The sequence below is a fragment of the Ekhidna sp. genome (genome assembly GCF_039960695.1).
GTDB lineage: Bacteria > Bacteroidota > Bacteroidia > Cytophagales > Cyclobacteriaceae > Ekhidna.
Genome location: NZ_JBDVKP010000004.1, coordinates 214,687 through 238,801, shown reverse-complemented (window position 1 = coordinate 238,801; position 24,115 = coordinate 214,687). Strand labels below are relative to the sequence as shown.

Genomic DNA, 24,115 nt, shown 5'->3' with positions numbered 1-24,115 from the left:
TTTAAGCTGTTTCCGCTACTTCAATTGTCATTTTCATAATGACTTCTGATTTAATTGAATTAGAAATCAGGCATGCTCGTTCAGACTTCAGAAGAACTCGCTCTGCACGCTCCCTATCCTTTTCATCAGTGATTGTAACCTTAGGTCCTAAGAAGATCTCCGTCATTAAAAATTTTCCATCCACTTGCTCAAGTTTGCCTTTTGAACTGCAACTAAAACTTTCAAAGTTGAGTTTGGAGTTCTCGGCAATAGCTAAAAAAGTAGTCATTAAACAACTACTTACCGCTGCTGTAAACAAGTGCTCAGGTGACCAAATCCCTGGGATGCCTTTGGGGAATTCGGGTGGAGTGGCCACATCAATACAACTATTGGCATCCTTATTCAATTCTGGTGAACACATAACTCCTTTTCTGTCGGCATTCCAATTGATATCTACATTATAAATGTGAGCTTCCATTGTTTTTAAATTGTTTTGATTTTAGATACAAAAAAGACTCATTAAGGTCATTTTACTTCTGATTTTCATCAGCAAATGAGCGGATTATGATCAGTGGATATAAAAATGAATTACGACCATAAATGCCTAATTTCATTGGGTGAATATTCGAATCAAATTTCTCGGTGGAGCAGGATCTGTTACAGGTTCCAAATTCCTATTACTAATTGATGACTACAGTTTGCTTATTGACTGTGGATTGTTTCAGGGATTGAAAGATTTGAGAGTTAGAAACTGGGACGAGCTGCCAATTGATCCGGCGACCATAGATGCAGTCTTACTAACTCATGCGCACATAGACCATTCAGGTTATCTTCCGCTGCTTTACAAAAATGGTTTTAACGGCAAGATTCATTGCACTGAACCAACTTTGGAACTTGCTGAGATACTACTTTCGGACAGTGCTAAATTACAAGAAGAAGAGGCTGAATTTGCCAATAAGAAAGGATACTCCAAACACCATCCTGCAAAAGCACTTTATAAAGTTCAAGATGCATTAGACGCACTGAATGCATTTGAAACGCATCCTTTTGAGCAAACCTTTCGCATACATGACGTAATAGAAGTCCGTTTTTTTCATGCAGGTCATATCTTAGGTGCGGCAAGCATTGAATTAAAAATATATACGAGTCAAGGAGTCAAATCTCTTGTGTTTTCAGGCGATTTAGGACCCGAACACAGTCCACTACATGTTGCGCCCTCAAAACCACCTCAGGCAGATATTCTTTTCATGGAATCAACTTATGGCGGGAGAAATCACAGAGATCAAAACCTTGAAATGGAACTTCGGCAACTGATCCAGGAAAGTGACGAACGAGGAGGATGCCTTCTTATACCGGCTTTTTCGCTCGGTCGGACTCAATTGATTCTGTATCATCTATGGAAGATTTTTCAGAATATGAGGTCACGTCCAATCTATGTGGATAGTCCGATGGCAATAAGTGTAACAAGATTGTATAAACGGTTTACTAATTATCACCGCCTGGAAAGTGACAGTGAATTTGGACATCACATCTTCGACGCTCCTTTTGTACATTATGTAACCGAACGGCGTAGATCCAAGGTTCTAAACACCATAAAAGAACATGCAATCATAATCTCAGCCAGTGGAATGGCTACAGGGGGACGGATCCTTCATCATCTTTATCATAGGCTCCCAAATGCGCAGGATACAATACTATTTACTGGATTCTTGCCGGAAGGAACACGCGGAAAAGACATTGTAAATGGAAACGACAGTGTGAAAATTTTTGGAGAGGAGGTGAAAATATCTGCCAAGGTTCACATTCTTGATGGCCTTTCTGCTCATGCAGATCAGGACGAATTGATAGCTTGGAGTGGTCACATTCATGAGCCGCCAAAAATGACATTTCTCATTCACGGTGAAAGAGAGCAAGCAATGAAACTAAGGGGAAGATTGGCAGGCAAAGGATGGAATGTTACGATACCAGACTATCTCGAAAGCTATACACTTTTTGATCATATCTGACGATATAACAAATGGAGAGCTAGAAGAATGTATTTCACACCGTGAACTAAATAATTAATATGCATTGTTAGCAGATTGATATGTCAAAATTCAATGAATTAATTAATGGAGATCAACCGGTATTGGTTGACTTTCATGCTACCTGGTGCGGACCATGCCAAACAATGGCTCCTATTTTAGAAGAACTGAAGTCAGAAATAGGTGAGAAAGCGCGGATCATTAAAGTTGATATTGACAAGAATCAAGCGGCAGCTCACAAATTCAATGTTCGAGGTGTGCCTACTTTTATCTTGTTTAAAAGTGGTAAACAGATTTGGAGGCAGTCAGGAGCTATTCCAAAACATACGCTTGAACAGGCCATCGAAAGTGCCTAAATTTCAGGTATGTCAATATCAACATTGGTATCATCAGGATGGCTAAATCAGAATTTAGCTAATCCTAACTTAATTATTCTGGATGCCACTCTGGCAAAGCCAAAGTCTGCTGGAGAAGTACCCAGTAAAGAAGTACAAATCCCTGGCGCACTTTTTTTTGATATCGACGGAGTTTTCTCAGATACATCCATTGACTTACCACATATGATGTGTGACAAACCACAGTTTGAAATGGAGACAAGAAAACTTGGAATCAATACAAACAGCATCGTTATAATTTATGATAATCATGGCGTCTACTCAGCGCCCAGAGCTTGGTGGATGTTTAAGTCAATGGGCCTTGAGCAAGTGGCAGTGCTTAATGGAGGATTACCTGAGTGGGTCGAAAATGGTTTTCCAACAGAATCAAAAGAGAGACTTGAGAGACCAGAAGGACAGTTCGAGCCGAACCTCAACAAAAGTTGCTTTGTGAGTTCAGAATATGTTTTGGCACAAATCAGTAATCCCGAAGCAGTGGTGTTAGACGCCAGATCTAATGGCCGCTTCATTGCAACAGAACCAGAGCCGCGAGCTGGCTTGAGAGGTGGTCATATCCCAAATTCCATCAACCTCCCATTTACAAAAGTCATTGATGGATACCGTATGAGAGAAGTTGATGAATTATGGAATGTTTTTGACGCCATAAATATTCAAGACAAGAAGTTGATATTCTCATGTGGCTCAGGCTTAACCGCATGCATCATCTTGTTGGCAGCATATCTTGTTGGTTACAGAAATTTAGCCGTATATGATGGCTCCTGGAGTGAATGGGGACAGCCATCCAATTTGCCAGTTGCAACTAATTGAACCTCTTGCCCAACCAGGCCACCATCAATGTTACGAACCCTACTACTGTGACTGAACTAATAGGCATCAGAATTGCCGAAATTAGTGGAGTTAACCGCCCGGACATGGCGAATGAAAGACCTACAATGTTGTAGAGGAATGAAATACCAAATGCAAAAAAGACCACCCACATTACACGCTTTGAAAACCCCAAAATCGCAGGTAGAGAGGTGGCTTTATCAGCGGACAATATCGCATCACAAGCAGGTGAAAATTGATGTATATCCTCTGATATGGCTATTCCAACGGATGCTTCCTTCAATGCACCGGCATCATTTAAACCATCTCCTACCATCAACTGATTCAAATTATCATATCTGAGATATTCCAATTTATCCATTGGTTTTTGCTTAAAATAAGACTCATCAAAATAAGACGCTAGTTTTTGTCTCTCAGCGTCGTTGTCACCAGATAGCAACGTCAACAAATATTTGCTTTTCAAGCTTTTTAACATATCAAAAATTCCTTTTCGATAAGCAGACTTTATCGTAAAATGCCCCATCCTATCTGCAACGCTTACAAACACATTAGATTGATTGATGGTAGAATTTTCGGTGGAGATTTGCAGGTATTCAGCAGAACCAACTTTTACTTGCAGGCCATTTACTTCAGCAGTAAATCCTTTGCCTGTCTCCTCAATGAAGCTTGAAATTGGTAGTTTCATGCAAACAGGAAGTTCATTATGGATTAATCTACTTAAAGGGTGTGCAGAGTTGCCAATTGCTGATTTCAGACACGCCATTTCTCTTCCTTTTATGACATCTCCAGTATACCCAAACCCAGCTTCGGTTGTGGTTAATGTCCCCGTTTTATCAAATACAATTGAATTCACCTTGGCCAGCGATTCGATCACTTCAGCATTTTTAAGGTACAATCCCTCCTTTCCAAGCTTTCGCATTGCATGTCCATAGGCGAATGGCAACACAAGCGCTAAGGCACATGGGCAAGCCACAATCAAAACGGCAGTTACCGAATTCCAAATGAGTGAAGGATCATTTAACCACCAAAAAAAAGCCGTATAAATGGCGAGGATAATAATTGTGGCCGTGAAGTACTTGCTGATCTTATCAACCCAGGTATGTAAATCAGCCTGATTCGATTTATTGAAGGATTGAGAATTCCACAAGCTAGTAAGCTCACTATTGTTAACAGTTTCTGTTAATTCAACGACCAACTCACCACCTTTTTGTCTTCCCCCAGCATAGACTTGCTGTCCAGGTTCTCTACCTTCAGGTTTTGATTCACCTGTAACAAAGCTGTAATCGACATTGCCTCTACCCACCTTCAGTAAGCCATCAGCAGGAATAAGCTCATCATTATGAATGATTACCTGATCACCCTTTTTCAGTTCTTTTAATGGTCTTTGTATTTCCTCATTATCAACTTTACACGTGACAGACACTGGAAAATATGAAGTGAAGTCCCTATCAAATGAAAGCGCTTGATAGGTTTTACTTTGATACCATTTGCCGATTAAGAGAAAAAATACCAGGCCGGATAAAGAATCAACATATCCCATGCCAGTACTTGAAATTATCTCATAGGCACTTCTCATGAATAATGTAAAAATGCCAATAGCTATGGGAACATCAATGTTTAAATTTCTATAGCGAATGCCTTTCCAGGCCTTTTTGAAGTAGTCACTTCCAGAATACAGCATTACTGGAAGAGCCAGCGCAAAATTCACCCAGCTGAAAACCGCCTTGAAATCATCTGTAAGTAGAAAGTTTTGATCCAGATATTCGGGCATGCTCATGAGCATAGCATTGCCAAAGCAAAAACCTGCGACTGCAATTTTTGTCCCGATATTAGATTTTGAAACCTGGTTCTTTGTCTTATCAAGACTATCCAGTGAGATATCAGGAGGATAGCCCAATTGTGAAAGCAAGATTGCCAAATTTTTCAATGACTTTTGCCTATGATCGAAAGTGATAATTACTTCTCGCTTCACAAAGTTTACTTCAGATCTTATAGCGGCATTTTCCAATCTTGGCAAGTGTTCCAGCAAATAAATACATGAGCTACAATGAATGCCCGGAAGCAACAACTTCACTACAGATAATTCTTCATTCTTAAATCTCAAAAGTTGCTTTTTAATGTCTTCATTGTCGAGGAACGCATACTTACGTTCTGCTTTTATTTCAGACAAAGATTTATTTTCTAAAGAAGTCTCGGAGTAGTATTGGTTGAGATTACTCTGATCTAAAAGCTCATACACCGCTTTGCAGCCAAAGCAACAGAAACTAAAATTTACATTTTGAATAGAATCATCACATGAATCTCCACAATGGTGGCAAACAATTTCTTCAGAATACAATGTCTCCATCTTAGAGTCGATTTGGGACGATCATTACTGGGATACCACTTTCCTTTATCACACTTACAGTATGACTTCCTATCTCATTATTCTGACCATTTCCATTAATTCCTACTATTACAAGATCAAAATGATTTTCTCGGATAAAGCGAATCATGGTTTCCTCTACATTACCAGACAAGACCATGTTTTTGATGCGCTGCTCCGGTTGCTCTATTAAGTCTACGGCAAGTTGATTCATTCGTTTTTCAACTTCCTCCAATTTCTGCTTACTAATAACCTGTATATCTTTCTGCGTATGTCGGGCGGCAAGCGGATAGATATGAAGAAATGATAGAATCGCCTCCGTATTCAGTCTTGACAACTCCAAACCTACTTGAGTAGCGTTCCAGGAAGCAGGAGAAAAATCTGTAGGAATAAGTATACTTGAGATCACGCAGTTCTAGTTTAAGATTCAAAACTAGAGGGTCTTTTTATCCTCAACATTGACATTCATCAAGGCTATTATTGAATTTTGTCACATTCCACCATAGGTTTACTTCTCTAAGTAAAGATTATGAAGTTAAGCAGTAAGGATATTGTCTCTAAACAAGGCTTAGAACTACTTGAAAAGTTATTTGAGAGCTCGGGAGAAGGCATAATGGTCTTTAATAAAACAGGTGAGGTAGAAATGGTCAATCCCAGAGCCCGGGAAATGTTTGGCTATGAAGAAGGTGAACTCATTGGAGCAAAAGTTGAAAAGTTTGTTCCAAAAAGTGTTCAGCATAAACATGAAAAGTATAGAAATGACTACATCAAAAAGCCACAACCCCGACGAATGGGTATTGGTCGCGATCTCTCTGGACTTAGAAAAGATGGTAGCTCCTTTCCGCTAGAAATAAGTCTAAGTTACATACAGCATCATGACCAAAAAATGGTCTTTGCCTTCATTACCGATATCTCCATACGAAAGGAAAATGAATTTAGACTTGAAGAGCAACGTCAAAAACTTGAGGAATATACAAGTGAGCTTGAAAAAAAAGTAAAAGGTCGCACAAGCGAACTCGAACATATGAATCTTGGACTTGAAAGCCAGATTCAAGAAAGAAAGCTTGCCGAAGATGCACTCAAGGAAAGCTTAAAGGATCTTAAAAAAGCTGAACGAGAAATTTTAATTTCCCTTGAAAAAGAAAAAGAACTGGGAGAACTAAAATCTAGGTTTGTATCCATGGCAAGTCATGAATTCAGAACTCCTTTGACGACTGTTCTATCATCAGCAAACTTAATTGCAAAGTATAAGGAAAGCGATCAGCAAAGTGCGAGAGAAAAACATGTGGAAAGAATACGGAAAAGCGTCGATAACCTTACAAACATTCTAAATGATTTCCTATCTCTTGAAAAATTAGAAAGTGGCTCACAAAATGTTGAAGCACTGGAAGTTGATCCCAATGAAATAATCACTGAAATAATCGAGAATATGAGCTCAAGTCTAAAAAAAGGACAAGAGATTTTGGTAAAGGGAAAAGCACCTAAAATCAAAACTGATGCTCATATTTTAAGGAATATCCTGATAAATCTTATATCAAATGCCAGCAAGTATTCGAGAGAAGATGATCAAATAGAAATAATAATTGATTCGGGTAATACGCTGAATATAAAGATAAAAGATCGTGGTATCGGAATACCCAAGTCTGAACAAAAGCGATTGTTTGAACGATTCTTTAGAGCTGGAAATGCTACCAACATTCAAGGGACAGGACTAGGATTGAACATTGTAAAGAAATATGTCCAACTTATCAACGGTCAAATAACCTTTACAAGTGAAGAGGGAAAAGGCAGCACCTTCAGTTTCTCACTTCCTTTGAACTAGCATCTAATGATTTGCGGCTAAACATGTAAACAACTGGTCCCAGGACCGGAATTAAAACTACGATCGCAAACCAAAGCATTTTTTTATTTGTGGAAAATCGTGCCATCAAAATATTAATCATGGCATAAACAGCTATTGCTGCTGCAAATACACTGAAATAAACCCATATATTCATAATCGTAAATTTTAAGTCAAAGAAAAAGCAAACAATTGGCTTCATTAATGACTTTACTTAGCCTAAGAAGTGATTATCGTCACTCAATTTTACTAATTTGGTTTTTCAAAGAAAGCAATTGCTTATATGAGTCAACAGCATATTCTTGTCATCGAAGATCAGCTTGATGTGAGAGAAAACATCGTAGAACTACTAGAACTTTCTAATTATAAGGTTTCTTCAGCTTCCAATGGAAAAGAAGGTGTAAAGCAGGCACTCACCACTCATCCAAATCTGATACTATGCGATATCATGATGCCCGAGATGGATGGCTATGAAGTTCTCTATTTACTAACAAAAAATCCATCTACAGCTTCGCTCCCATTTATATTCCTGACGGCAAAAGCAGAAAAGGCAGATTTTAGAAAAGGCATGAATATGGGTGCCGATGACTATATCACCAAGCCATTTGAAGAAATGGAACTCTTAGGGGCAATTGAGCGAAGACTAACAAAATATAGTGAGCTCAGTCAGGTCTCTGAAGTAGAAGAGCTTGTGGCGTATGCATCTAAATATGACAACATTGAAGAGTTAGATAAGGAAAGGAGATCACAAAGCTTCAAAAAGAAGGAGATTATATACCGAGAGGGTGATTTAGGCTCTTTCGTATATAAAATCAAAAAAGGAAAGGTAAAAACATACCGTATAAATGAAGACGGTAAAGAATTTATCTATGACATAAGGAAAGAAGGTGATTTCTTAGGAGAAATATCTACGATTCAAGATACTTCTCGAACCGAATTTGCCGAGACGATGGAAGAAACCGAATTAATTCTTATTCCAAAAAGCGACTTTCAGCAGCTTATTTTTAAGAACAGAGAAGTCTCAGGGCAATTCATAAAAATGCTGTCAAACAATTTGTCTCAAAGAGAGCACGAACTAATGGAAATGGCATACAATACCGTAAGAAAGCGTACCGCTGACTCGTTATACAAGCTTTATGAAACCTACACTGGTTCGGAAGAATCAGTAACAATAGACATTTCCAGAGCAGATCTGGCAGGAATGGTCGGTACAGCTACAGAGTCCGTAATACGGATACTTTCTGAATTCAAGAAAGATGAGTGGATAGAAATAAATGGAAGCGCTATTTCCATTCTAAGGCCAGAGAAAATCAAGCAAGTGAAATTTTAAGAGATCAACCCTTGGTATAAAAAATCTGTGGGTAGAATCCATCGCAGCCTATAATATCGTAAATAACACTAAAAATTACATTTCATCGAAAAATTATCAATTGATAATGTCTATCATGATATATTCGCGGATATAATTAATTCGAGATAAAGTATAGATATGCTAATGAGCGTTGTTACAAATTCTCAATATTAATACCATCAGAGACCTGTTTTCATGAAAAACCTACTACAATTCACCGCCTTGCTGGGGGTAATGTTTTATGGCCAATCCGCATTTTCACAAGATCTTTGTGCTGCCAGAGCCGATTTTGACTGGGATGAATATACTGCCAGTGCGCCAATCGACGGTGATACCCACACGGACGAAACCGTAGGATTTACCTATTCAATCGCAGGAAGTGGCGGGATAACCAACGACGCAGTAGCGGGGAATTTGTATACTGACCCTTTTGTACAGTCCACTTCTTGGGAACTCAGCCAAGATCTCGTCGATGGGACAGAAAGCAACACAATTACTATAAATTTTGGAGGTGATCTACTCTATGATTTTTGTTTCGACTTATTGGATGTAGATCAAGATTTTACAGGATTCTTCAATGTCGTTGCTAATGATATTGTCACTGTTGACGCATATACAAGTGCTCTTGCTGTAGCACCACTTGATTTAGGTAATGCTGCGGATGCCAGCTACACCATTAATAATGGAGGAACAACCCAATACAATGGAACCAATCAATTTGAAGGAATAGGTATTGAATTTGCATTTTTTGGTGCAGACGCTGCAACTGTTCAAATTTGCTTTGCTCAACCTATACAGCGCATAGAAATAACATGGACAAATACAGATGCAGACTTTGGTGAGCAGGATTTAGGTATTGGAGATTTTGATTACTGCTCCTTTGATTTTGATAATGATGGCACCAGAGATAACCTGGAAACTGACTCAGATGGAGATGGTATCAGTAATGTAGAGGAAGGATACACACCGGGTGATGTAGATGCCGATGGAATTCCAAACGTATATGATAGCGATTTTCCTGGCAGGGTAGATGTCAATGGAGATAACGCCGATGATCGTTACGATTCTGACAATGATCAAGCGCCAGACGCATTGGATCTTGACTCTGATAATGACGGTATATTAGATGCCATTGAAAATTTACCCGCTACCGGAGGCTTCCCTGAAGACACCGACGGTGATGGAACAGACGACTATCTAGATGATGATTCTGATGATGATGGAGTAAGTGACCTCATTGAAGGCAACGACATTGACTTCAATGGTGTTGCAGACCTTGCTCTCGCTGGAACAGATGCAGACGGTGACGGAATAGATGACAACCTGGATACAGTAAACGGCCTTGATGAAACAGGCAATTCAACAGGAAGCGCAGCGGCAGTTGCAGCAAATCTTGTCGATGATGATACCACTGAAGATTACCGCGACACTGATGACGATGGTGACGGGACACTCACAAGCGCAGAAATCCCAGATGCCAATGCCGACGGTATTCCAGATTATATTTCTGCTTGTGATGATGGCTCAGTACTAACTTTCAATGGCTTTGCAGATGGAACCACACCAGGACCCGTTTTTACTGTTGATGGGGTTGATATTACTTTCAGTTTTACAGATCCATCAAATGTTAGTCAAGAATATGAAATTGATGATCAAATTCAATCAGACAATTACGTCAGAGTACTTCAAACGGTAGCTTCTAATACTGCCTTCACCTTATTAAGAGTAAAATTTGATAAGCCTTTGGAAGGATTCTGTTTCGATTTGCTTGACATTGATTATGGTGTCGGAAATCATCTGGACTCAATGGCGGTAAATATTTTTAGAGATGGAGATGTGATCGTCCTGGATGGAAGCAACATAATCAACGGTGCTTACAATAAACTCAACTCCAATAATTTCATTGCAGGAACTAATAATTCTGAAGATGATGAATATTTGGGTAATGTCAGGCTTTGCTTATTGCAATCGGTAGATTCATTGGTCATCAAATACGGAAATGCCGTTCCTATTGGTAATCAAGCTGTAGGTCTCGATGATTTTTCATGGTGCGGAATTGATTCTGATTATGATGAAATACTAGATTTTGATGATCCTGATGATAATAATAACGGTATTGCCGATATCACCGAAGGTGGTGGTGTTGATCATTCATTAGATACAGATGGTGATAAAATTCCGGATTACATGGATGCAGATTTTGCTGGTTTTACAGATGTTAACGGAGACGGGGTAAATGACAATGCAGATTTAGACCTGGATGGTATTCCAGACCATGTGGACAAAGACACTGATAATGATGGAATTCCAGATGCAGTGGAAGCCAATGGAGGCCTCCTTCCTGCAAACATGGATGAAGATGGAGCATACTCTCCTGCATACTCGTTAGCCAACGATTCAGACAATGACGGTCGGGTTGATGATGTTGATGATACTGGTGGCGCTTACACAGCTGGTACGCCACTTGCCAATCCAAATACTGATGGCGATGCTGTCAACGATTTCAGAGATCTTGATTCAGACGGTGATGGAATTCCTGATTTAGTTGAAGCAGGTGGCACTGATTCTGATGGTAATGGAACAATAGACAATTTTGCGGACGCAACTGGAGACGGCTTTAATGATGACTTTGACCCGGATGTGTTCGGCACCACACTACTCAGTGGAAGTATTTCCAAATTTGCCTTAGACACAGATGGTGATGGCTTTGCTAACTATATCGATATTGATTCAGATGATGATGGAATTACTGATAATGTAGAAGCTCAATCAAGCACTGGTTTTGTAGCACCTGCCGGTGCAGATGGTGATGGAGATGGCTGGGACAATAGCTACGACTCAGACAATGGAGGAACCACTCCTCCAGGAACAGATACCAATGGAGATTCAACTCCAGATTATCTGGATACAGACTCTGATGGTGACGGAATCAACGATTCTACTGAAGGAAGAGATAATGATAGCGATGGAGTCGCTGATGAGCTGGCTTCTGGAACAGATACAGATGGTGATGGCCTTGATGATGCCTACGATACAGATTGCGCTCCTTGTGGATCGATAACTGGAGTCACTGCCCCTACTCAGGATCTGGATGTAGATACCCGACCAGATTATCGGGATACCGATGACGATGGCGATGGATTAATAAGCTCTTCTGAAGATTTTAATGGAAATGCCAATTTCGCTGATGACATGACACAAGGCGGACCAAATCCTGATTACTTACAATTTACAGATGATCCGGACAGTGACGGTGTTGCTAACGCTTCTGACCTTGACGATAACAACGATGGCATTCCAGATACACAACAATCTGATGTTACCGACTTTGACGGTGATGGCATTGTAGATCGATATGATTTAGACATTGATGGTGACGGCATACCGAATGCTTACGAAGCAAACGACGGTACATTACCTGCTAACATGGATGAAAACGGTCAATATCCCTCAACCTATGCAACAGCAAATGATTCAGATGGTGACGGACTTGTAGACGATATTGATGATACGGGCGGCGCATTTACCGGTGGAACACCTCTGCCAAATAATGATTTTGATGGCGATGGACTGGATGATTTTGAAGACGCGGATGCGGATGGAGATGGCATCCCAGATTCTATCGAATCCGTAGGGACAGACACCAATGCCAATGGCATCCCAGACTCATTTACAGATACTGATAGCGATGGGAATCTTGACTATAGAGATGGAGACTCAGACAACGATGGTATTCTGGACCTGAGAGAAGGGCAAACTACAGCAGGATATATTGGAGCACCAACAGCAACAGATACAGACGGTGACGGTATTTCTGATGATTTTGATGCTGATAATGGCGGTACAGCCATTATTGGTAACGATCACGATACCGATGGTACTCCAGATTTTCAGGACTCTGACAGTGATAATGATGGCATTACTGATTTGATTGAAGGGAATGACAACAATGCCGACGGTGTGGCTGATGCGGCATTAGCAGGAATAGACACTGACGGTGATGGAATTGACAATTCATTTGATCCTGACAATGGAGGTTCGGCGGTTGCAGTGCAAAACACTGATGCAGATGCCGAACCGGACTATAGAGATAATGATGATGACGGAGACGGAACCCCTACTGCTGATGAAAATGTGGATATCAATCCTGCGAATGGAACACCTGATTATTTAGAGTCAAATGGCAATACATGTGGGACTGGAAGAGTTACCGTCCTTAATCAAAACGCCTTGGCTGTAGAGTCTTCGAATGGAATTGGTGGTGGAGGTGCTACGGCAGCTCTTGGTGTACCTGAGTATGATCCAGGTGATGGAACAGGTCCGCTGGCTGTTCTAGGAGCAGGAGATCAACTAGACCTAGATCTCGGATATAATTTAGATGCCGGCACTGTAATAACTATACATTTTACAGCCGCTAATATTGGAGATGAAATCAATGTTACAAGTTCATCTGACAATGTTACCTATGGTGATTTATTTACCCATGCGAGTACAATTGCCTTTACTGCAGAAGAGACATTCACATATACAACGATAACTGATGCAGTACGCTATATTCGATTTGAAAGAAACTCTGGAACAGTCGCTGTAGATGGGCTAGTATTCGATGCATGCGCCTTTGATTCTGACAATGATGGCGTTCAGGACGATTCAGATAATGACAGTGACAATGATGGGCTTACTGACCTACAAGAAGGTAATGGCACCGACCCTACTGCAGATGCAGATGCGGATGGTATTTTGAACTTTCAAGATTCAGACTTTGCTGGTTATGCTGATGCAAACTCTGACGGTATCAGTGACATTTTTGATCAAGATTTGGATGGTGTCCCTAATCACCAGGATTTAGATTCAGACAATGATGGTGTTCCTGATGCCATAGAAGCAAATGGTGGTTCACTACCAGCAAATATGTCTGCTGAAGGAGCATACTTATCATCGTATGTATCTGCCAATGATACGGATAATGATGGCCACGCCAATGACGTAGATACTGATAATGGAGGAACTGCTCTTGCTAATCCAGACTCTGACAATGGAACCGGCTATGATGATGGTCTACCTGATTTCCTAGACAGAGATTCTGACAATGACGGTATTACAGATGCAGCTGAAAACAATGGTACAGATACCAACCGAGATGGCGCCATCGATAACTTCGTAGATACGGATGGTGATGGACTTCACGATAGCGTAGATCCAGACAATGGAGGTTCTGCCCTATCTATTGTCAATACAGATGGCGACGCCAACCCAGATTATCTAGATACCGATTCAGATGGTGATAGTGCCGGAAGTCCAGGATTGGGAGATTTATTTGAAGGACATGATTCCAATTTTGATGGGACACCCTCCTGGGATGATGATGGAGACTTGATACTAGATACCAATGAAGGTAATATTGATCTTGATGGAGATGGAATCATAGATGCATTCGATCCTAATCAGGGAGGTATTGGAGCAGCATTACCAAACGCTGATGGTGATGGACTGGCAAACTTCCGAGATGATGACGATGATGATGATGGAACGCTTACAATCGCTGAAGATACTGATGGAAATGGTAACTACTTCGATGACTTTACACAAGGTCAAAGTGGTGAGTTTGCCAATGTCCCTGATTATTTATACAACAATGTATCACCATTACCTGTAGAGCTTATCAGTTTTAAAGTGGTACTGAATAATAACACTGCAGAGCTTACCTGGATTACGGCACAAGAGATTAATAACGATTATTTTGAAATTGAGCACTCTTACGATGGGCTCACCTTTGAAAGCATAGGAACGGTTGATGGAAATGGGACAGTGAACAGTGTATCTAGCTACTCATTTTCTCACACAAACCTGAGGAGTGGTTTCAACTACTACCGATTGAAACAAGTTGATTTTGATGGTCAATTCGAATACTCTGAAATCAAACGTATCAGCTTAGGCGCTTTCGAAGATGTATCTATCAGTATCTACCCTAATCCATCAGAACATCATGCCATTATTCAGGTAAATGATGGCGTAGCCACTTCTGTAGAATTACTTACACTTAGTGGTACTATTTTAAAATCCTTTAGATATGAAGAGGGTATCAGCAATCATACATTTGATGTTACAGAGCTTAAGAGTGGCATGTATCTCATCAGGGTACAAGGACCAGATGTAAACACAATCAAACGTCTTATAGTTAAGTAGGAAGATTAGTGTCAGTATGATGAGGAAAGCCTGGTGAAGAAATTCATCAGGCTTTTTTTAAACCTAAGTTTTTACGTTTAGTATAAGCATCCAGTATGACCTCTTCTATCTAAACATAAAAAAACCCTGCCATTGCTGACAGGGTTTTCACTTGATAACTTATTAATCTTACTTCACTGCATCAACCACGGCTTTGAAAGCTTTAGGCTCATTCATCGCTAAATCAGCAAGCGCCTTTCTATTGATTTCGATTCCTTTTGCAGTCAATTTACCCATGAATACAGAGTAAGACATTCCATGCTCTCTTGCACCAGCATTGATACGCTGAATCCAAAGTGCTCTAAATTCTCTTTTCTTTGCTTTCCTATCACGGTAAGCATATTGCCATCCTTTTTCAATGGCATTTTTGGACACAGTCCAAACGTTTTTTCTTCTGCCAAAATATCCTTTGGCATGCTTCATCATCTTCTTACGACGATTTCTGGCAGCTACATGATTTACTGATCTCATTTTTGTTTTGTTTTGGCGATTGGTGCGTTACTTATTTATCAACGTCTTTCAACCAATAACCGGGTTTTACATTTAACCACCCACACTGTGGGTTTAAAAGAAATTACATTCCGAATTAAATTTGACCTACGTGTAGGTTAAATTATAAATTCAACAGGCGTTTGATGTTTGGTTCGTCTGCCTTGTCCACAACTGAGAAGTATCGCAGATTTCTCTTCTGCTTAGTTTCCTTCTTTGTCAGAATGTGGTTTTTGAATGCATGCTTTCTTTTAAGTTTTCCAGTACCAGTAAGCTTAAATCGCTTCTTTGCACTGGAGTTTGTTTTAAGTTTCGGCATTTCTACTTTATTCTACGTTTTAATTATTTCTTAGCCACTTTAGGTGCTACGAACAAAATCATTCGTTTCCCCTCCATCTTTGGAAGCTGCTCTACCTTACCAAACTCCTCAAGTGCCTGAGCAAACTTAAGAAGTAAGATTTCTCCTCTGTCTTTGAAAACAATCGTTCTTCCATAGAAGTGAACGTATGCTTTCACCTTAGCCCCATCTTTCAAAAACTTGATGGCATGATTCAACTTAAAGTTGAAGTCATGATCATCCGTATTCGGGCCAAAGCGTATTTCCTTAATGACAGTCTTTTGCGCTTTTGCCTTAATTTCTTTCTGCTTCTTCTTTTGCTCGTACTTGAACTTAGAGTAGTCAATCACTTTGCAAACTGGCGGGTCAGCATTGGGTGAAATTTCCACCAAGTCGAGATTTTGCTCCTGTGCTATTTTAATAGCCTGCTCAATCTGGTAAACATCAACCTTTACATTGTCTCCAACCACCCTTACATTTCGTGCAGTGATCTTTTCATTTACCTTGTAGGGCTCTTCTTTTCGAATTCTGGAAGGGCCTCTTCTTCTTAGTTTAGCGATTGTACTCCTTTATTTAAGTTGAACATTAAAAACAAAACGCAAATATCGTGATATTTTACTCCTAACAAAACTCAATTGATAAGTTCGTCCACTTTATTGTGGAAAAAATGAGCAAATTCTTCTTTTTTCATGGATCCGATATCTCCATGACCGTGCTGTCTAACAGAAACGGTTGCTTCTTCAGCTTCTTTCTCACCAACGATTAACATGTAAGGAGTTTTTTTCACCTCTGCATCACGGATCTTCTTACCGATCTTCTCATCACGTTCGTCTACAAATCCACGGATATCTTGCTCCTGCATTTCAATGAAGAGTTGTTTTGCATAATCGTGGTACTTCTCTGAAATCGGAAGAATAGCAATCTGATCCGGCGCTAGCCATAATGGAAAATCTCCGGCACAATTCTCAATAAGAATAGCAATGAAACGCTCCATCGATCCGAAGGGTGCTCTGTGAATCATAACTGGTCTGTGTTTCTTATTGTCGCTACCTATGTATTCTAGCTCAAAACGTTCAGGCAGACTGTAATCAACCTGACTGGTTCCTAGTTGCCACTTCCTGCCGAGTGCATCTTTCACCATGAAGTCTAACTTTGGTCCATAGAATGCTGCTTCACCGTATTCAATAACAAAGTTCAACTCCTTCTCTTCCGCTACTTCTTTTATTGCCGCTTCTGCTTTCTCCCAGTCTTCATCTTTTCCGATGTACTTATCAGGGTTATTTGGATCACGTAATGAAACTTGTGCTGTGAAATCTTCAAACCCAAGTGCAGAGAATACATAAAGCACCAGGTCTACAACTTTGGCAAACTCACTTTTCACCTGATCCTGGCTGCAGAAAATATGTGCATCATCTTGCGTGAATCCTCTCACTCTGGTTAGTCCGTGAAGCTCACCGCTTTGTTCATACCTATATACAGTACCAAACTCAGCGTACCTAATTGGCAAATCTTTGTAAGACCTGGGTTTTGATTTATAAATCTCACAGTGGTGAGGACAGTTCATTGGCTTAAGTAGAAACTCTTCATCGGCAGCCGGTGTATGAATAGGTTGAAACGAATCTTCTCCATACTTGGCATAGTGCCCGGATGTCACATACAACTCTTTTGAACCAATATGAGGAGAAACTACCTGATCATATCCAGCTTTTAATTGTGCCTTCTTTAAGAAGTTTTCTAAACGCTCACGAAGTACAGCTCCTTTTGGTAGCCACAATGGAAGACCTTTGCCCACCTTCTCAGAAAAAGTGAAAAGCTCCAGCTCTTTTCCTATTTTTCGATGGTCTCTGAGCTTCGCTTGCTCCAAAAGTTCTAAATGTTCTTTTAGCTCTTTTTGCTTTGGAAACGAGATGGCATAAAGCCTTGTGAGTTGCTTTCGATTCTCATCTCCTCTCCAGTAGGCGCCAGCGACATTCAGTATTTTCACCGCCTTTACGTAGCCAGTATGCGGGATATGAGGTCCTCGACAAAGATCAGTAAAGTTGCCTTGCTTGTAAAAGGTGATGCTTCCATCTTCCAACCCATCGATCAGCTCCAGCTTGTATTCATCTCCTTTTTCTTTATAGTAAGTAATGGCATCTGCTTTTGAAATTACTTTTCTTGTAAACTCATTTTTTTCACGAGCTAACTCTAGCATCTTATTTTCAATAACCTCTAGATTATCTGCATCGAATTCGACACCGTTAAAATCAATATCGTAATAGAAACCATTCTCAATGGGTGGACCTATTCCTAGTTTAATGCCAGGGTATAAAGCTTCTAGCGCCTCTGCCATAATGTGGGCAGATGAATGCCACATAGTAGACTTGCCTTCATCATCATTCCATGTTAGCAACTGAAGCTCTGAATCTTCTTCTATTGGACGGAATGAATCTCTTACTTCTCCGTTCACTTTAGCAGCAAGTACATTTCGAGCGAGTCCTTCACTAATACTTGTGGCTACATCAAGTGCGGTTACTCCTTTGGTATAGGATCGTTTGGATCCATCAGGCAGTGTAATGGTGATTTGATCACTCATTAATTTTCAATTTTTTTTGGTTGTAATTCTATTGTAGGAATCTTATTTTCCTCAAATTTTAAGCGCTGCAAATATGCAATTTTTCGCTGTATAAGATCTATTCTTTGCTTCGCTAATGTGTCTTGAGGATTCAATTCAGTCAGATATTCGAAATATGGAATGGCAGAAAGAAACCATCCTCTATCCTCATAGAGTCTTCCCAACTTCCAAAAAGGCTTTCTGGCCAATGAATCACTAGTAATTACACGATTAAGCACATAGCCCGCTGAATCCCACATCAAATCTTTTTTGAATAAATCAGCCATCAGATATGCTGCAGTATCTTCGCTGACGAGAAGTTTCAAGACATTTCGCGCCTTCTTATTTCGATTCGTTCTTTCCAACAGTTTTGCGTATACAAATTGTGTTTCAAAGTCATCACGATGCTTGATTACATAATTATCCAACACGCTAAATCCTAATTCATAATAGCCGAGGGATATCAGTATCTTCCCGTAATCCCACATAAGATCACTACCTCTATCCAGCTTATAGAGCTTTCCTAAGTTATAAGCGGCCAGGGTAGTGTCTTTCATTCGTAAATATTGTTTCGAAGCAAATGAAATTGTTGTCTGCGACTGATTGACTTTTAAATATTCTTTTAACTCAATTTTGGCTGCTTCATTTCTCCCAAGTCTGGTTAAGCCATCGATATATGTTTCCATGTACTTTTCACCTAAATCATATTCTTCACCCCAACGTGCTATCAATTCAAGCAAAAGTTGATAACGCTCATGTCTCTTGTAATAGGCAATATATTGTTCTACCAATTGATTGGTCATCCCATGAATTTCTTTGTATGCGTCAAGGGCAGAAATACATGTAGTCGGCCATTCCAACTGCTGACAATAAAATAATTTTTGATCTATGAGACGCTCATCTTCGGGCGAAGAATCTAGTTCCTTGTTGATTCTATTAAGTGCATCAGAATAGAATCCAGCATGAAGTTTAGGTACAATAATTCTGTCTTTAGAGGGTGAAGAGCACCCAATTAAAAACAGAATCACAATAAAAACAGATCCTCGCATATGAGGATCAAAGTTAGCTCGAAAGAAATGGAATAAAAGCTAGTCGGTGGTCTTCTTTAATCGTTCTACATCATTTCTAAGATTGCCAATCATTCCCATCAATTGATCCATAGATAAATCGTTGGTAGCATTGGGATCAGGAAATTCGACGGAGATGTAGGCTTTGGCCTCCCATATCTCTACCACCTCAGTTGGATCGAGTTCATAGGCACTGAATGACTTATTATCTGATACAAGAAATAGCTTCCCTTTTTCCTCTATGTAATTGAAAACTCGCTTGTATACTACTCCCTCAGATTGAGTTACCAGTACATATGTACTCCCATTTCGAATGTGATCAAGCTGTTCAATGTACTTACCAATAACTATGCTACCAGAAACGATGGGTAACATGGAGTCTCCCGCAATTTCAAACGCACGATAAGTGCCTCCTTTTGGTAAAACAGGAAGATGGAATCTGGGCAAATCAGTTAGGTATTCTGGATCTGAGTATCCATTCGTGTATCCCGCTGCAGCTTTAGTAGGCACTAGTTGAATGAATTCCTCGTCGGCATTCTCATCAACAGTTATTGCAAGTACTTTGACATTTTGTTTCGGAATCCTATTTTCTTTAGTCAAATCTTCGCTGATCAGCTCATCGACGGTAACTTCAAAAAGCTCGGCCATCTTGGATAGTGTTGTAAGCCTGGGATCTGCTCTTCCTTCTTCATAAGCACCTACTGATGGTCTGTTGATGCCTAGTGCCTGAGCAAATGTTTCCTGGGTGAAGCCTTTCTTCTTTCTTAGGAATTTTATGTTATTAGGTATTCTTGCCATTATTCGAAGATCATAAGGTTAGTAGGTTGAGTTTCATGACCTACATTATATAAATGGAAATGATTACTCTCATATCCATAATCAAGCTCCTTTAATCGTTTCTTAATTCTACTGATTACGGATTTTAATGTCTCTCCTGCTTCTACTAGCACATAGCCATAGAGTTGCTTTTCTTCACGTATTGTTGCAAAAAATTTGACCTGATAGCGACCTGAGCTTAGCTTCTTTGAAGTAATTCTAAGCTTATAATAATCATCTAATATCAAATCTCTTGCTAACTGCATGTTTCAATTTGATCTTAAATTTAGTAAAAAATATTAAATACTAAAATTTTTAGATTTATTAAGAGGCAATGATGTAATTATTCCCTTCATTGAATCCTTTTCCATTCAAGAAACTACGAATCTCAGTCCGAGCACCTCGACTTCCAACATATGACACTATGAACGCATCAGATGGATCAGGGATTGACTTGTAATGCATCACTTTATCATTGTCTTTCAAATCAATGTATTTAATCACTTTTATCCCTTCTGACAGTAGGTAATCACTCCTTCTTCGAGCGCGTCTGCCTGCACCCCAAAGGAAGATGTACGGATGGAATGGATTGTTGAGAGCCAGCCATTTGGCAAGGTATTTAGCTTTCAATCGGAAGAAGGCGTCTTGTGAATATCGAGGATCTGTTCTGGTCAGCCGCGTTTCCGTGTCTCGCCAGGAAAGTACCGTTTCATCAACTTTTGTCATTTTTATTTGTGAGGACTGCAGCCGAAGAAAGAATTCATAATCTTCTGGAAAATCTCCATCTCTAAATCCCCCATATCGAGCAAATATCTCCCGACGAAACATCAGTGTTGGGTTTGCCAATGGAAATTCTACAAACTGATTGAGATTGATTTCGTCAGCTGTTTTTATTGAATTCAGCCAATCAACATAATGAATGAAGCCCTCATTTTTTGAATTTCCTAAATATGATATCAATCCGGAGACTACACCAACCGAAGGATCATCATTAAACATTTGAACCTGACTTTCCAGCCTGTCTTTATAAGATATGTCATCGGCATCCATGCGAGCGATAAATTCCCCGCTTGCCAGCTCAATACCTTTATTAGCTGCATGTACGACTCCTTTTTCAGACTCATTTATTAGAATTACATTCGGATGATTAATGAAGGACTCTGCGGTCTCTTTTGATTGATCTGTGCTTCCGTTATCAACCAGTATAAGTTCGAAATTGGGATATGTTTGACTGAGGATACTTTCGATAGCTTCCTTCAAATAAGGCGCATTATAAAATGGAAGGATGATAGAGACTAGTGGTTTGGAATTACCCATTCCCTCCTTCTTCACCACCTTCTTCTCCGTTTTCCTCGGTGGTTCCTTCTTCCGGTTCAGGCGGTGTCGCTTCCTCTGGTGTATCATCGAGAGGTGTTTCTTCTTTTTTCTTCTTCTTGAATAATCCTTTGAAGAATGGTTCTTTTGTTTGAAGTGAATCGGGCAAAGGGTTACCCAATGAATCTGTGGCTACAGGAACGGGCTCTGGTTTAGGACGATTGTCTATGAATTTCTCTCCAAAGTATTTGTTATAGTATTCCTGCTCTACGTTGAAATTGTCGCTCGGGTCGTATTCGTATAAGTATTTGGTTTCTTCTTTGGCAACTACAGGCTTCACGGTTGCAGAATCAAGTGAAAGTGAATCCATTGCGATAGTCAAAGAATCTACACCAAGTGAATCTGAGAAGTCGGATGCGACGAAGTTGTTGGAGATTGGTTCCGGAGCCAATACATTCTCCATTGGAGCTGTACGCATCTGGTAGCTCTTTATTGGGTAGATGGGTTGTTTGATTATGCCATACTTGGATTTCTTTTGAACCCTCCATGGGACCACCTTTTCTCCTGCATAGGCATAATAATCAGTTTTTGGCTGTGCTACAACTCCTAGCGTATCTTCAGTGTTACCACCTTGCTGTGTGGCGAGGTATTGCGCGCGCGTATTTTCGTCAAGTTGCCAAACGTAAGAAAAGTATGCATTGCGTGTGGAATCATCCAAAATGTAAGTACTCTGAAATGCAGGGCATATCACCTTGTCTTGGCAGGACATTAAAGATGCATAACACAAAATGAGCAACAGCCTCTTCATTGAGATTGAGTGTGACAAAGCAGTGATTTGGATCAAAAATAGGTGTATTTTATCATATACCTATGAATCAACGACGAAATAGAACTTTTAGTAGATTTATCTGGACGAAAGATTGTTAAACACATGTTCATACATTCTATCTACCCACATTTTGTACATTTCACCAGAGGGATGTAACCCATCTGAGGCTATCAAAGAAGGGTTATCTTTTGCTTGTCTTGATCCGGGAGTTATGTCAATAAATTTTACATCTCTCAGCTTAGCTATCTTTTCTGCAATAGCATTGTAATTGTCCAATTCTTTCGAAATTTTCTTTGCATCGAGCATTTTCTTTTGGGCGAATGGTGTTATGCCATAATCTGGGATTGAGACTACCATTACATTGTAAGGATTACCTCCCGCAAATTGAATGGCCTGATCGAGGAGTTTTTTAAATTCTCGTTCGTACTGATCGATGGGATATCCGCGGTATTGGTTGTTAACACCTATAAGAAGTGATACAAAATCGTAAGTGCCTTCTACGTCTGCTTTCACTATTCCTGATACCAATTCATCTGTGGTCCAACCTGTAGTTGCCACTATTACTGGATCTACCTGAATCGAATCTTTGCGTAAACGACGAGCCAACTGAACAGGCCACCTTTCATTTACATTCACAGCTTCACCTATGGTGTAAGAGTCTCCAAGCGCTAAGTGCACGTATCCATTTTCGGGCATAGAATCAGTTTTTTGAGTGGCACAAGCGGTGAAAATAAGGAAGCATAAAACGATAAAGAAACGCATGATTAGGGATTTTATGCAAAATAAGGATTTTGACTGAAAACCGTCTTTAAATCCCTTCCTCAATCACTCATCAGCAAGCGTAAACCTAACCGGAATGATCTTTTTCACACGTACATAGACACCACGTTGCTTTCCAGGTATCCATGAAGGTGCAGCCTTAATTACCCGTAGGGCTTCCTCATCACACCCCATACCTATGCCTTTTACTACTTGCGCATCTGTGATTCTCCCATCCTTCTCAATGATGAATTGCACAAAAACCGGACCTGAAACTCCAAATCTTAAGGCTTTTGCCGGATAGTTTAGTTCATCTCCTAAGTAGGAATAAAATGCCTCAAAACCACCAACAGGCATAGGTTCTTGCTCTACAATAACAAATACCTCATCTACCTTCTCTTCCATTTGATCATCAATCGTAATTTCGACTTCTTCGATGGATTCATTCTCAGTTACCTCTACATCCAGGCTGATATTTATCTCTTTAATGATCTCGGTATCCTTCACTTCCTCGATTTTGAATACTTCTTGTTTAGGTGGTGGTGGTGGCTCCTGATTACTAATAGGTATTTCGATTATTTCGTTGGTATCTGTTTCAACTTTCCCCAGATCAACAATATCACTATCATTGTAGGACTTCCAATTAATTGCAACGATGACAAACAGTAAACTCAATACCATTCCTGTATTTAGAAATAAGGGTCGTAAAGCAATATCATTTTCTCTACGCTCATTCTTAATATCCAGAATTCCTTGAAAAAGTTCGAGCTCTTTATTTTTGGCTACTATCTGCTGATTAGTGTTTGAGAGTTCCTGGATCGCCTCCAGATGTAGGTTTGAAGAATCTTTTTTTTCTGAGGTCTTCATAATCAATGAGGTTTTATACACTAGTAAACCTATTGATAAT

20 protein-coding genes are annotated in these 24,115 nt (G+C 39.9%); 6 read left to right on the top strand and 14 right to left on the bottom strand.

Going from position 1 to position 24,115, the window contains the following annotated elements:
* Nucleotide 1: 1 nt before the first annotated feature.
* On the bottom strand, nt 2–457 hold the full coding sequence (locus ABJG98_RS01730) for an OsmC family protein (RefSeq protein WP_348277730.1): 456 nt from the start codon (nt 455–457) through the stop codon (nt 2–4).
* A 139-nt stretch (nt 458–596) separates the two neighbouring features.
* Here ABJG98_RS01730 and ABJG98_RS01725 point away from each other — a divergent pair, with 139 nt between their 5' ends.
* The 3 genes from ABJG98_RS01725 (at nt 597) to ABJG98_RS01715 (ending at nt 3,205) form a co-directional block, all read left to right on the top strand.
* A complete protein-coding gene (locus ABJG98_RS01725) occupies nt 597–1,985 on the top strand; it encodes an MBL fold metallo-hydrolase (protein WP_348277729.1) in 1,389 nt (462 codons plus the stop codon).
* 80 nt (nt 1,986–2,065) lie between these two features.
* Nucleotides 2,066–2,359 carry a thioredoxin gene (gene trxA, locus ABJG98_RS01720; protein WP_348277728.1) on the top strand — a complete coding sequence of 98 codons (294 nt, stop codon included), beginning with the start codon at nt 2,066–2,068 and terminating at the stop codon, nt 2,357–2,359.
* A gap of 9 nt (nt 2,360–2,368) precedes the next feature.
* Nucleotides 2,369–3,205 carry a sulfurtransferase gene (locus ABJG98_RS01715; RefSeq protein ID WP_348277727.1) on the top strand — a complete coding sequence of 279 codons (837 nt, stop codon included), beginning with the start codon at nt 2,369–2,371 and terminating at the stop codon, nt 3,203–3,205.
* Here the strand turns inward: ABJG98_RS01715 and ABJG98_RS01710 are convergent.
* Both ABJG98_RS01710 and ABJG98_RS01705 read right to left on the bottom strand, forming a co-directional pair.
* A complete protein-coding gene (locus ABJG98_RS01710; RefSeq protein WP_348277726.1) occupies nt 3,198–5,570 on the bottom strand; it encodes a heavy metal translocating P-type ATPase metal-binding domain-containing protein in 2,373 nt (790 codons plus the stop codon). The genes ABJG98_RS01715 and ABJG98_RS01710 overlap by 8 nt on opposite strands.
* Before the next feature lies 1 nt (nt 5,571).
* A complete protein-coding gene (locus ABJG98_RS01705) occupies nt 5,572–5,997 on the bottom strand; it encodes a universal stress protein (protein WP_348277725.1) in 426 nt (141 codons plus the stop codon).
* Between the two features lie 120 nt (nt 5,998–6,117).
* On the opposite strand from ABJG98_RS01705, the gene ABJG98_RS01700 reads away from it, so the two are divergent.
* From ABJG98_RS01700 to ABJG98_RS01690, 3 genes are all read left to right on the top strand, one after another.
* Nucleotides 6,118–7,410 (top strand): PAS domain-containing sensor histidine kinase, encoded by a 1,293-nt coding sequence (locus tag ABJG98_RS01700; protein WP_348277724.1) that lies wholly within the window; start codon nt 6,118–6,120, stop codon nt 7,408–7,410.
* Between the two features lie 301 nt (nt 7,411–7,711).
* Nucleotides 7,712–8,758 (top strand): response regulator, encoded by a 1,047-nt coding sequence (locus tag ABJG98_RS01695; RefSeq protein ID WP_348277723.1) that lies wholly within the window; start codon nt 7,712–7,714, stop codon nt 8,756–8,758.
* A 216-nt stretch (nt 8,759–8,974) separates the two neighbouring features.
* A complete protein-coding gene (locus ABJG98_RS01690) occupies nt 8,975–14,965 on the top strand; it encodes a T9SS type A sorting domain-containing protein (protein WP_348277722.1) in 5,991 nt (1,996 codons plus the stop codon).
* A 168-nt stretch (nt 14,966–15,133) separates the two neighbouring features.
* Here ABJG98_RS01690 and rplT read toward each other — a convergent pair whose 3' ends face one another.
* The 11 genes from rplT to ABJG98_RS01635 form a co-directional block, all read right to left on the bottom strand.
* Nucleotides 15,134–15,475 (bottom strand): 50S ribosomal protein L20, encoded by a 342-nt coding sequence (gene rplT, locus ABJG98_RS01685; RefSeq protein ID WP_348277721.1) that lies wholly within the window; start codon nt 15,473–15,475, stop codon nt 15,134–15,136.
* Nucleotides 15,476–15,617: 142 nt separating this feature from the next.
* The gene (gene rpmI / locus ABJG98_RS01680) at nt 15,618–15,812 is read right to left on the bottom strand and encodes a 50S ribosomal protein L35 (RefSeq protein ID WP_348277720.1); all 195 of its coding nucleotides are present in this window, start codon (nt 15,810–15,812) and stop codon (nt 15,618–15,620) included.
* A gap of 23 nt (nt 15,813–15,835) precedes the next feature.
* Nucleotides 15,836–16,390 (bottom strand): translation initiation factor IF-3, encoded by a 555-nt coding sequence (gene infC / locus ABJG98_RS01675; protein WP_348278093.1) that lies wholly within the window; start codon nt 16,388–16,390, stop codon nt 15,836–15,838.
* A 71-nt stretch (nt 16,391–16,461) separates the two neighbouring features.
* Nucleotides 16,462–18,405, bottom strand: a complete 1,944-nt coding sequence (gene thrS, locus ABJG98_RS01670) for a threonine--tRNA ligase (protein WP_348277719.1) — start codon at nt 18,403–18,405, stop codon at nt 16,462–16,464.
* A complete protein-coding gene (locus ABJG98_RS01665) occupies nt 18,405–19,472 on the bottom strand; it encodes a hypothetical protein (protein WP_348277718.1) in 1,068 nt (355 codons plus the stop codon). The genes thrS and ABJG98_RS01665 overlap by 1 nt, the downstream gene beginning before the upstream one ends.
* 39 nt (nt 19,473–19,511) lie before the next feature.
* The gene (locus tag ABJG98_RS01660) at nt 19,512–20,288 is read right to left on the bottom strand and encodes a LexA family transcriptional regulator (protein ID WP_348277717.1); all 777 of its coding nucleotides are present in this window, start codon (nt 20,286–20,288) and stop codon (nt 19,512–19,514) included.
* The gene (locus ABJG98_RS01655; protein ID WP_348277716.1) at nt 20,288–20,572 is read right to left on the bottom strand and encodes a hypothetical protein; all 285 of its coding nucleotides are present in this window, start codon (nt 20,570–20,572) and stop codon (nt 20,288–20,290) included. Before ABJG98_RS01655 ends, ABJG98_RS01660 begins: the two co-directional genes overlap by 1 nt.
* A gap of 58 nt (nt 20,573–20,630) precedes the next feature.
* On the bottom strand, nt 20,631–21,623 hold the full coding sequence (locus ABJG98_RS01650; protein ID WP_348277715.1) for a glycosyltransferase: 993 nt from the start codon (nt 21,621–21,623) through the stop codon (nt 20,631–20,633).
* Nucleotides 21,616–22,428, bottom strand: a complete 813-nt coding sequence (locus ABJG98_RS01645; RefSeq protein WP_348277714.1) for a hypothetical protein — start codon at nt 22,426–22,428, stop codon at nt 21,616–21,618. Before ABJG98_RS01645 ends, ABJG98_RS01650 begins: the two co-directional genes overlap by 8 nt.
* 96 nt (nt 22,429–22,524) lie before the next feature.
* Entirely contained in the window at nt 22,525–23,211 is a 687-nt protein-coding gene (locus ABJG98_RS01640; RefSeq protein ID WP_348277713.1) for an SGNH/GDSL hydrolase family protein, read from the bottom strand.
* Nucleotides 23,212–23,274: 63 nt separating this feature from the next.
* A complete protein-coding gene (locus ABJG98_RS01635) occupies nt 23,275–24,075 on the bottom strand; it encodes an energy transducer TonB (protein ID WP_348277712.1) in 801 nt (266 codons plus the stop codon).
* Nucleotides 24,076–24,115: the final 40 nt, after the last annotated feature.

What these genes read in the sequence shown, in the direction of transcription:
- ABJG98_RS01730 (WP_348277730.1), bottom strand. Translation starts at nt 457, where the DNA reads ATGGAAGCTCACATTTATAATGTAGATATCAATTGGAATGCCGACAGA.
- trxA (WP_348277728.1), top strand. Translation starts at nt 2,066, where the DNA reads ATGTCAAAATTCAATGAATTAATTAATGGAGATCAACCGGTATTGGTT.
- ABJG98_RS01715 (WP_348277727.1), top strand. Translation starts at nt 2,369, where the DNA reads ATGTCAATATCAACATTGGTATCATCAGGATGGCTAAATCAGAATTTA.
- ABJG98_RS01710 (WP_348277726.1), bottom strand. Translation starts at nt 5,570, where the DNA reads ATGGAGACATTGTATTCTGAAGAAATTGTTTGCCACCATTGTGGAGAT.
- ABJG98_RS01700 (WP_348277724.1), top strand. Translation starts at nt 6,118, where the DNA reads ATGAAGTTAAGCAGTAAGGATATTGTCTCTAAACAAGGCTTAGAACTA.
- ABJG98_RS01695 (WP_348277723.1), top strand. Translation starts at nt 7,712, where the DNA reads ATGAGTCAACAGCATATTCTTGTCATCGAAGATCAGCTTGATGTGAGA.
- ABJG98_RS01690 (WP_348277722.1), top strand. Translation starts at nt 8,975, where the DNA reads ATGAAAAACCTACTACAATTCACCGCCTTGCTGGGGGTAATGTTTTAT.
- rplT (WP_348277721.1), bottom strand. Translation starts at nt 15,475, where the DNA reads ATGAGATCAGTAAATCATGTAGCTGCCAGAAATCGTCGTAAGAAGATG.
- rpmI (WP_348277720.1), bottom strand. Translation starts at nt 15,812, where the DNA reads ATGCCGAAACTTAAAACAAACTCCAGTGCAAAGAAGCGATTTAAGCTT.
- thrS (WP_348277719.1), bottom strand. Translation starts at nt 18,405, where the DNA reads ATGAGTGATCAAATCACCATTACACTGCCTGATGGATCCAAACGATCC.
- ABJG98_RS01665 (WP_348277718.1), bottom strand. Translation starts at nt 19,472, where the DNA reads ATGCGAGGATCTGTTTTTATTGTGATTCTGTTTTTAATTGGGTGCTCT.
- ABJG98_RS01660 (WP_348277717.1), bottom strand. Translation starts at nt 20,288, where the DNA reads ATGGCAAGAATACCTAATAACATAAAATTCCTAAGAAAGAAGAAAGGC.
- ABJG98_RS01655 (WP_348277716.1), bottom strand. Translation starts at nt 20,572, where the DNA reads ATGCAGTTAGCAAGAGATTTGATATTAGATGATTATTATAAGCTTAGA.
- ABJG98_RS01650 (WP_348277715.1), bottom strand. Translation starts at nt 21,623, where the DNA reads ATGGGTAATTCCAAACCACTAGTCTCTATCATCCTTCCATTTTATAAT.
- ABJG98_RS01645 (WP_348277714.1), bottom strand. Translation starts at nt 22,428, where the DNA reads ATGAAGAGGCTGTTGCTCATTTTGTGTTATGCATCTTTAATGTCCTGC.
- ABJG98_RS01640 (WP_348277713.1), bottom strand. Translation starts at nt 23,211, where the DNA reads ATGCGTTTCTTTATCGTTTTATGCTTCCTTATTTTCACCGCTTGTGCC.
- ABJG98_RS01635 (WP_348277712.1), bottom strand. Translation starts at nt 24,075, where the DNA reads ATGAAGACCTCAGAAAAAAAAGATTCTTCAAACCTACATCTGGAGGCG.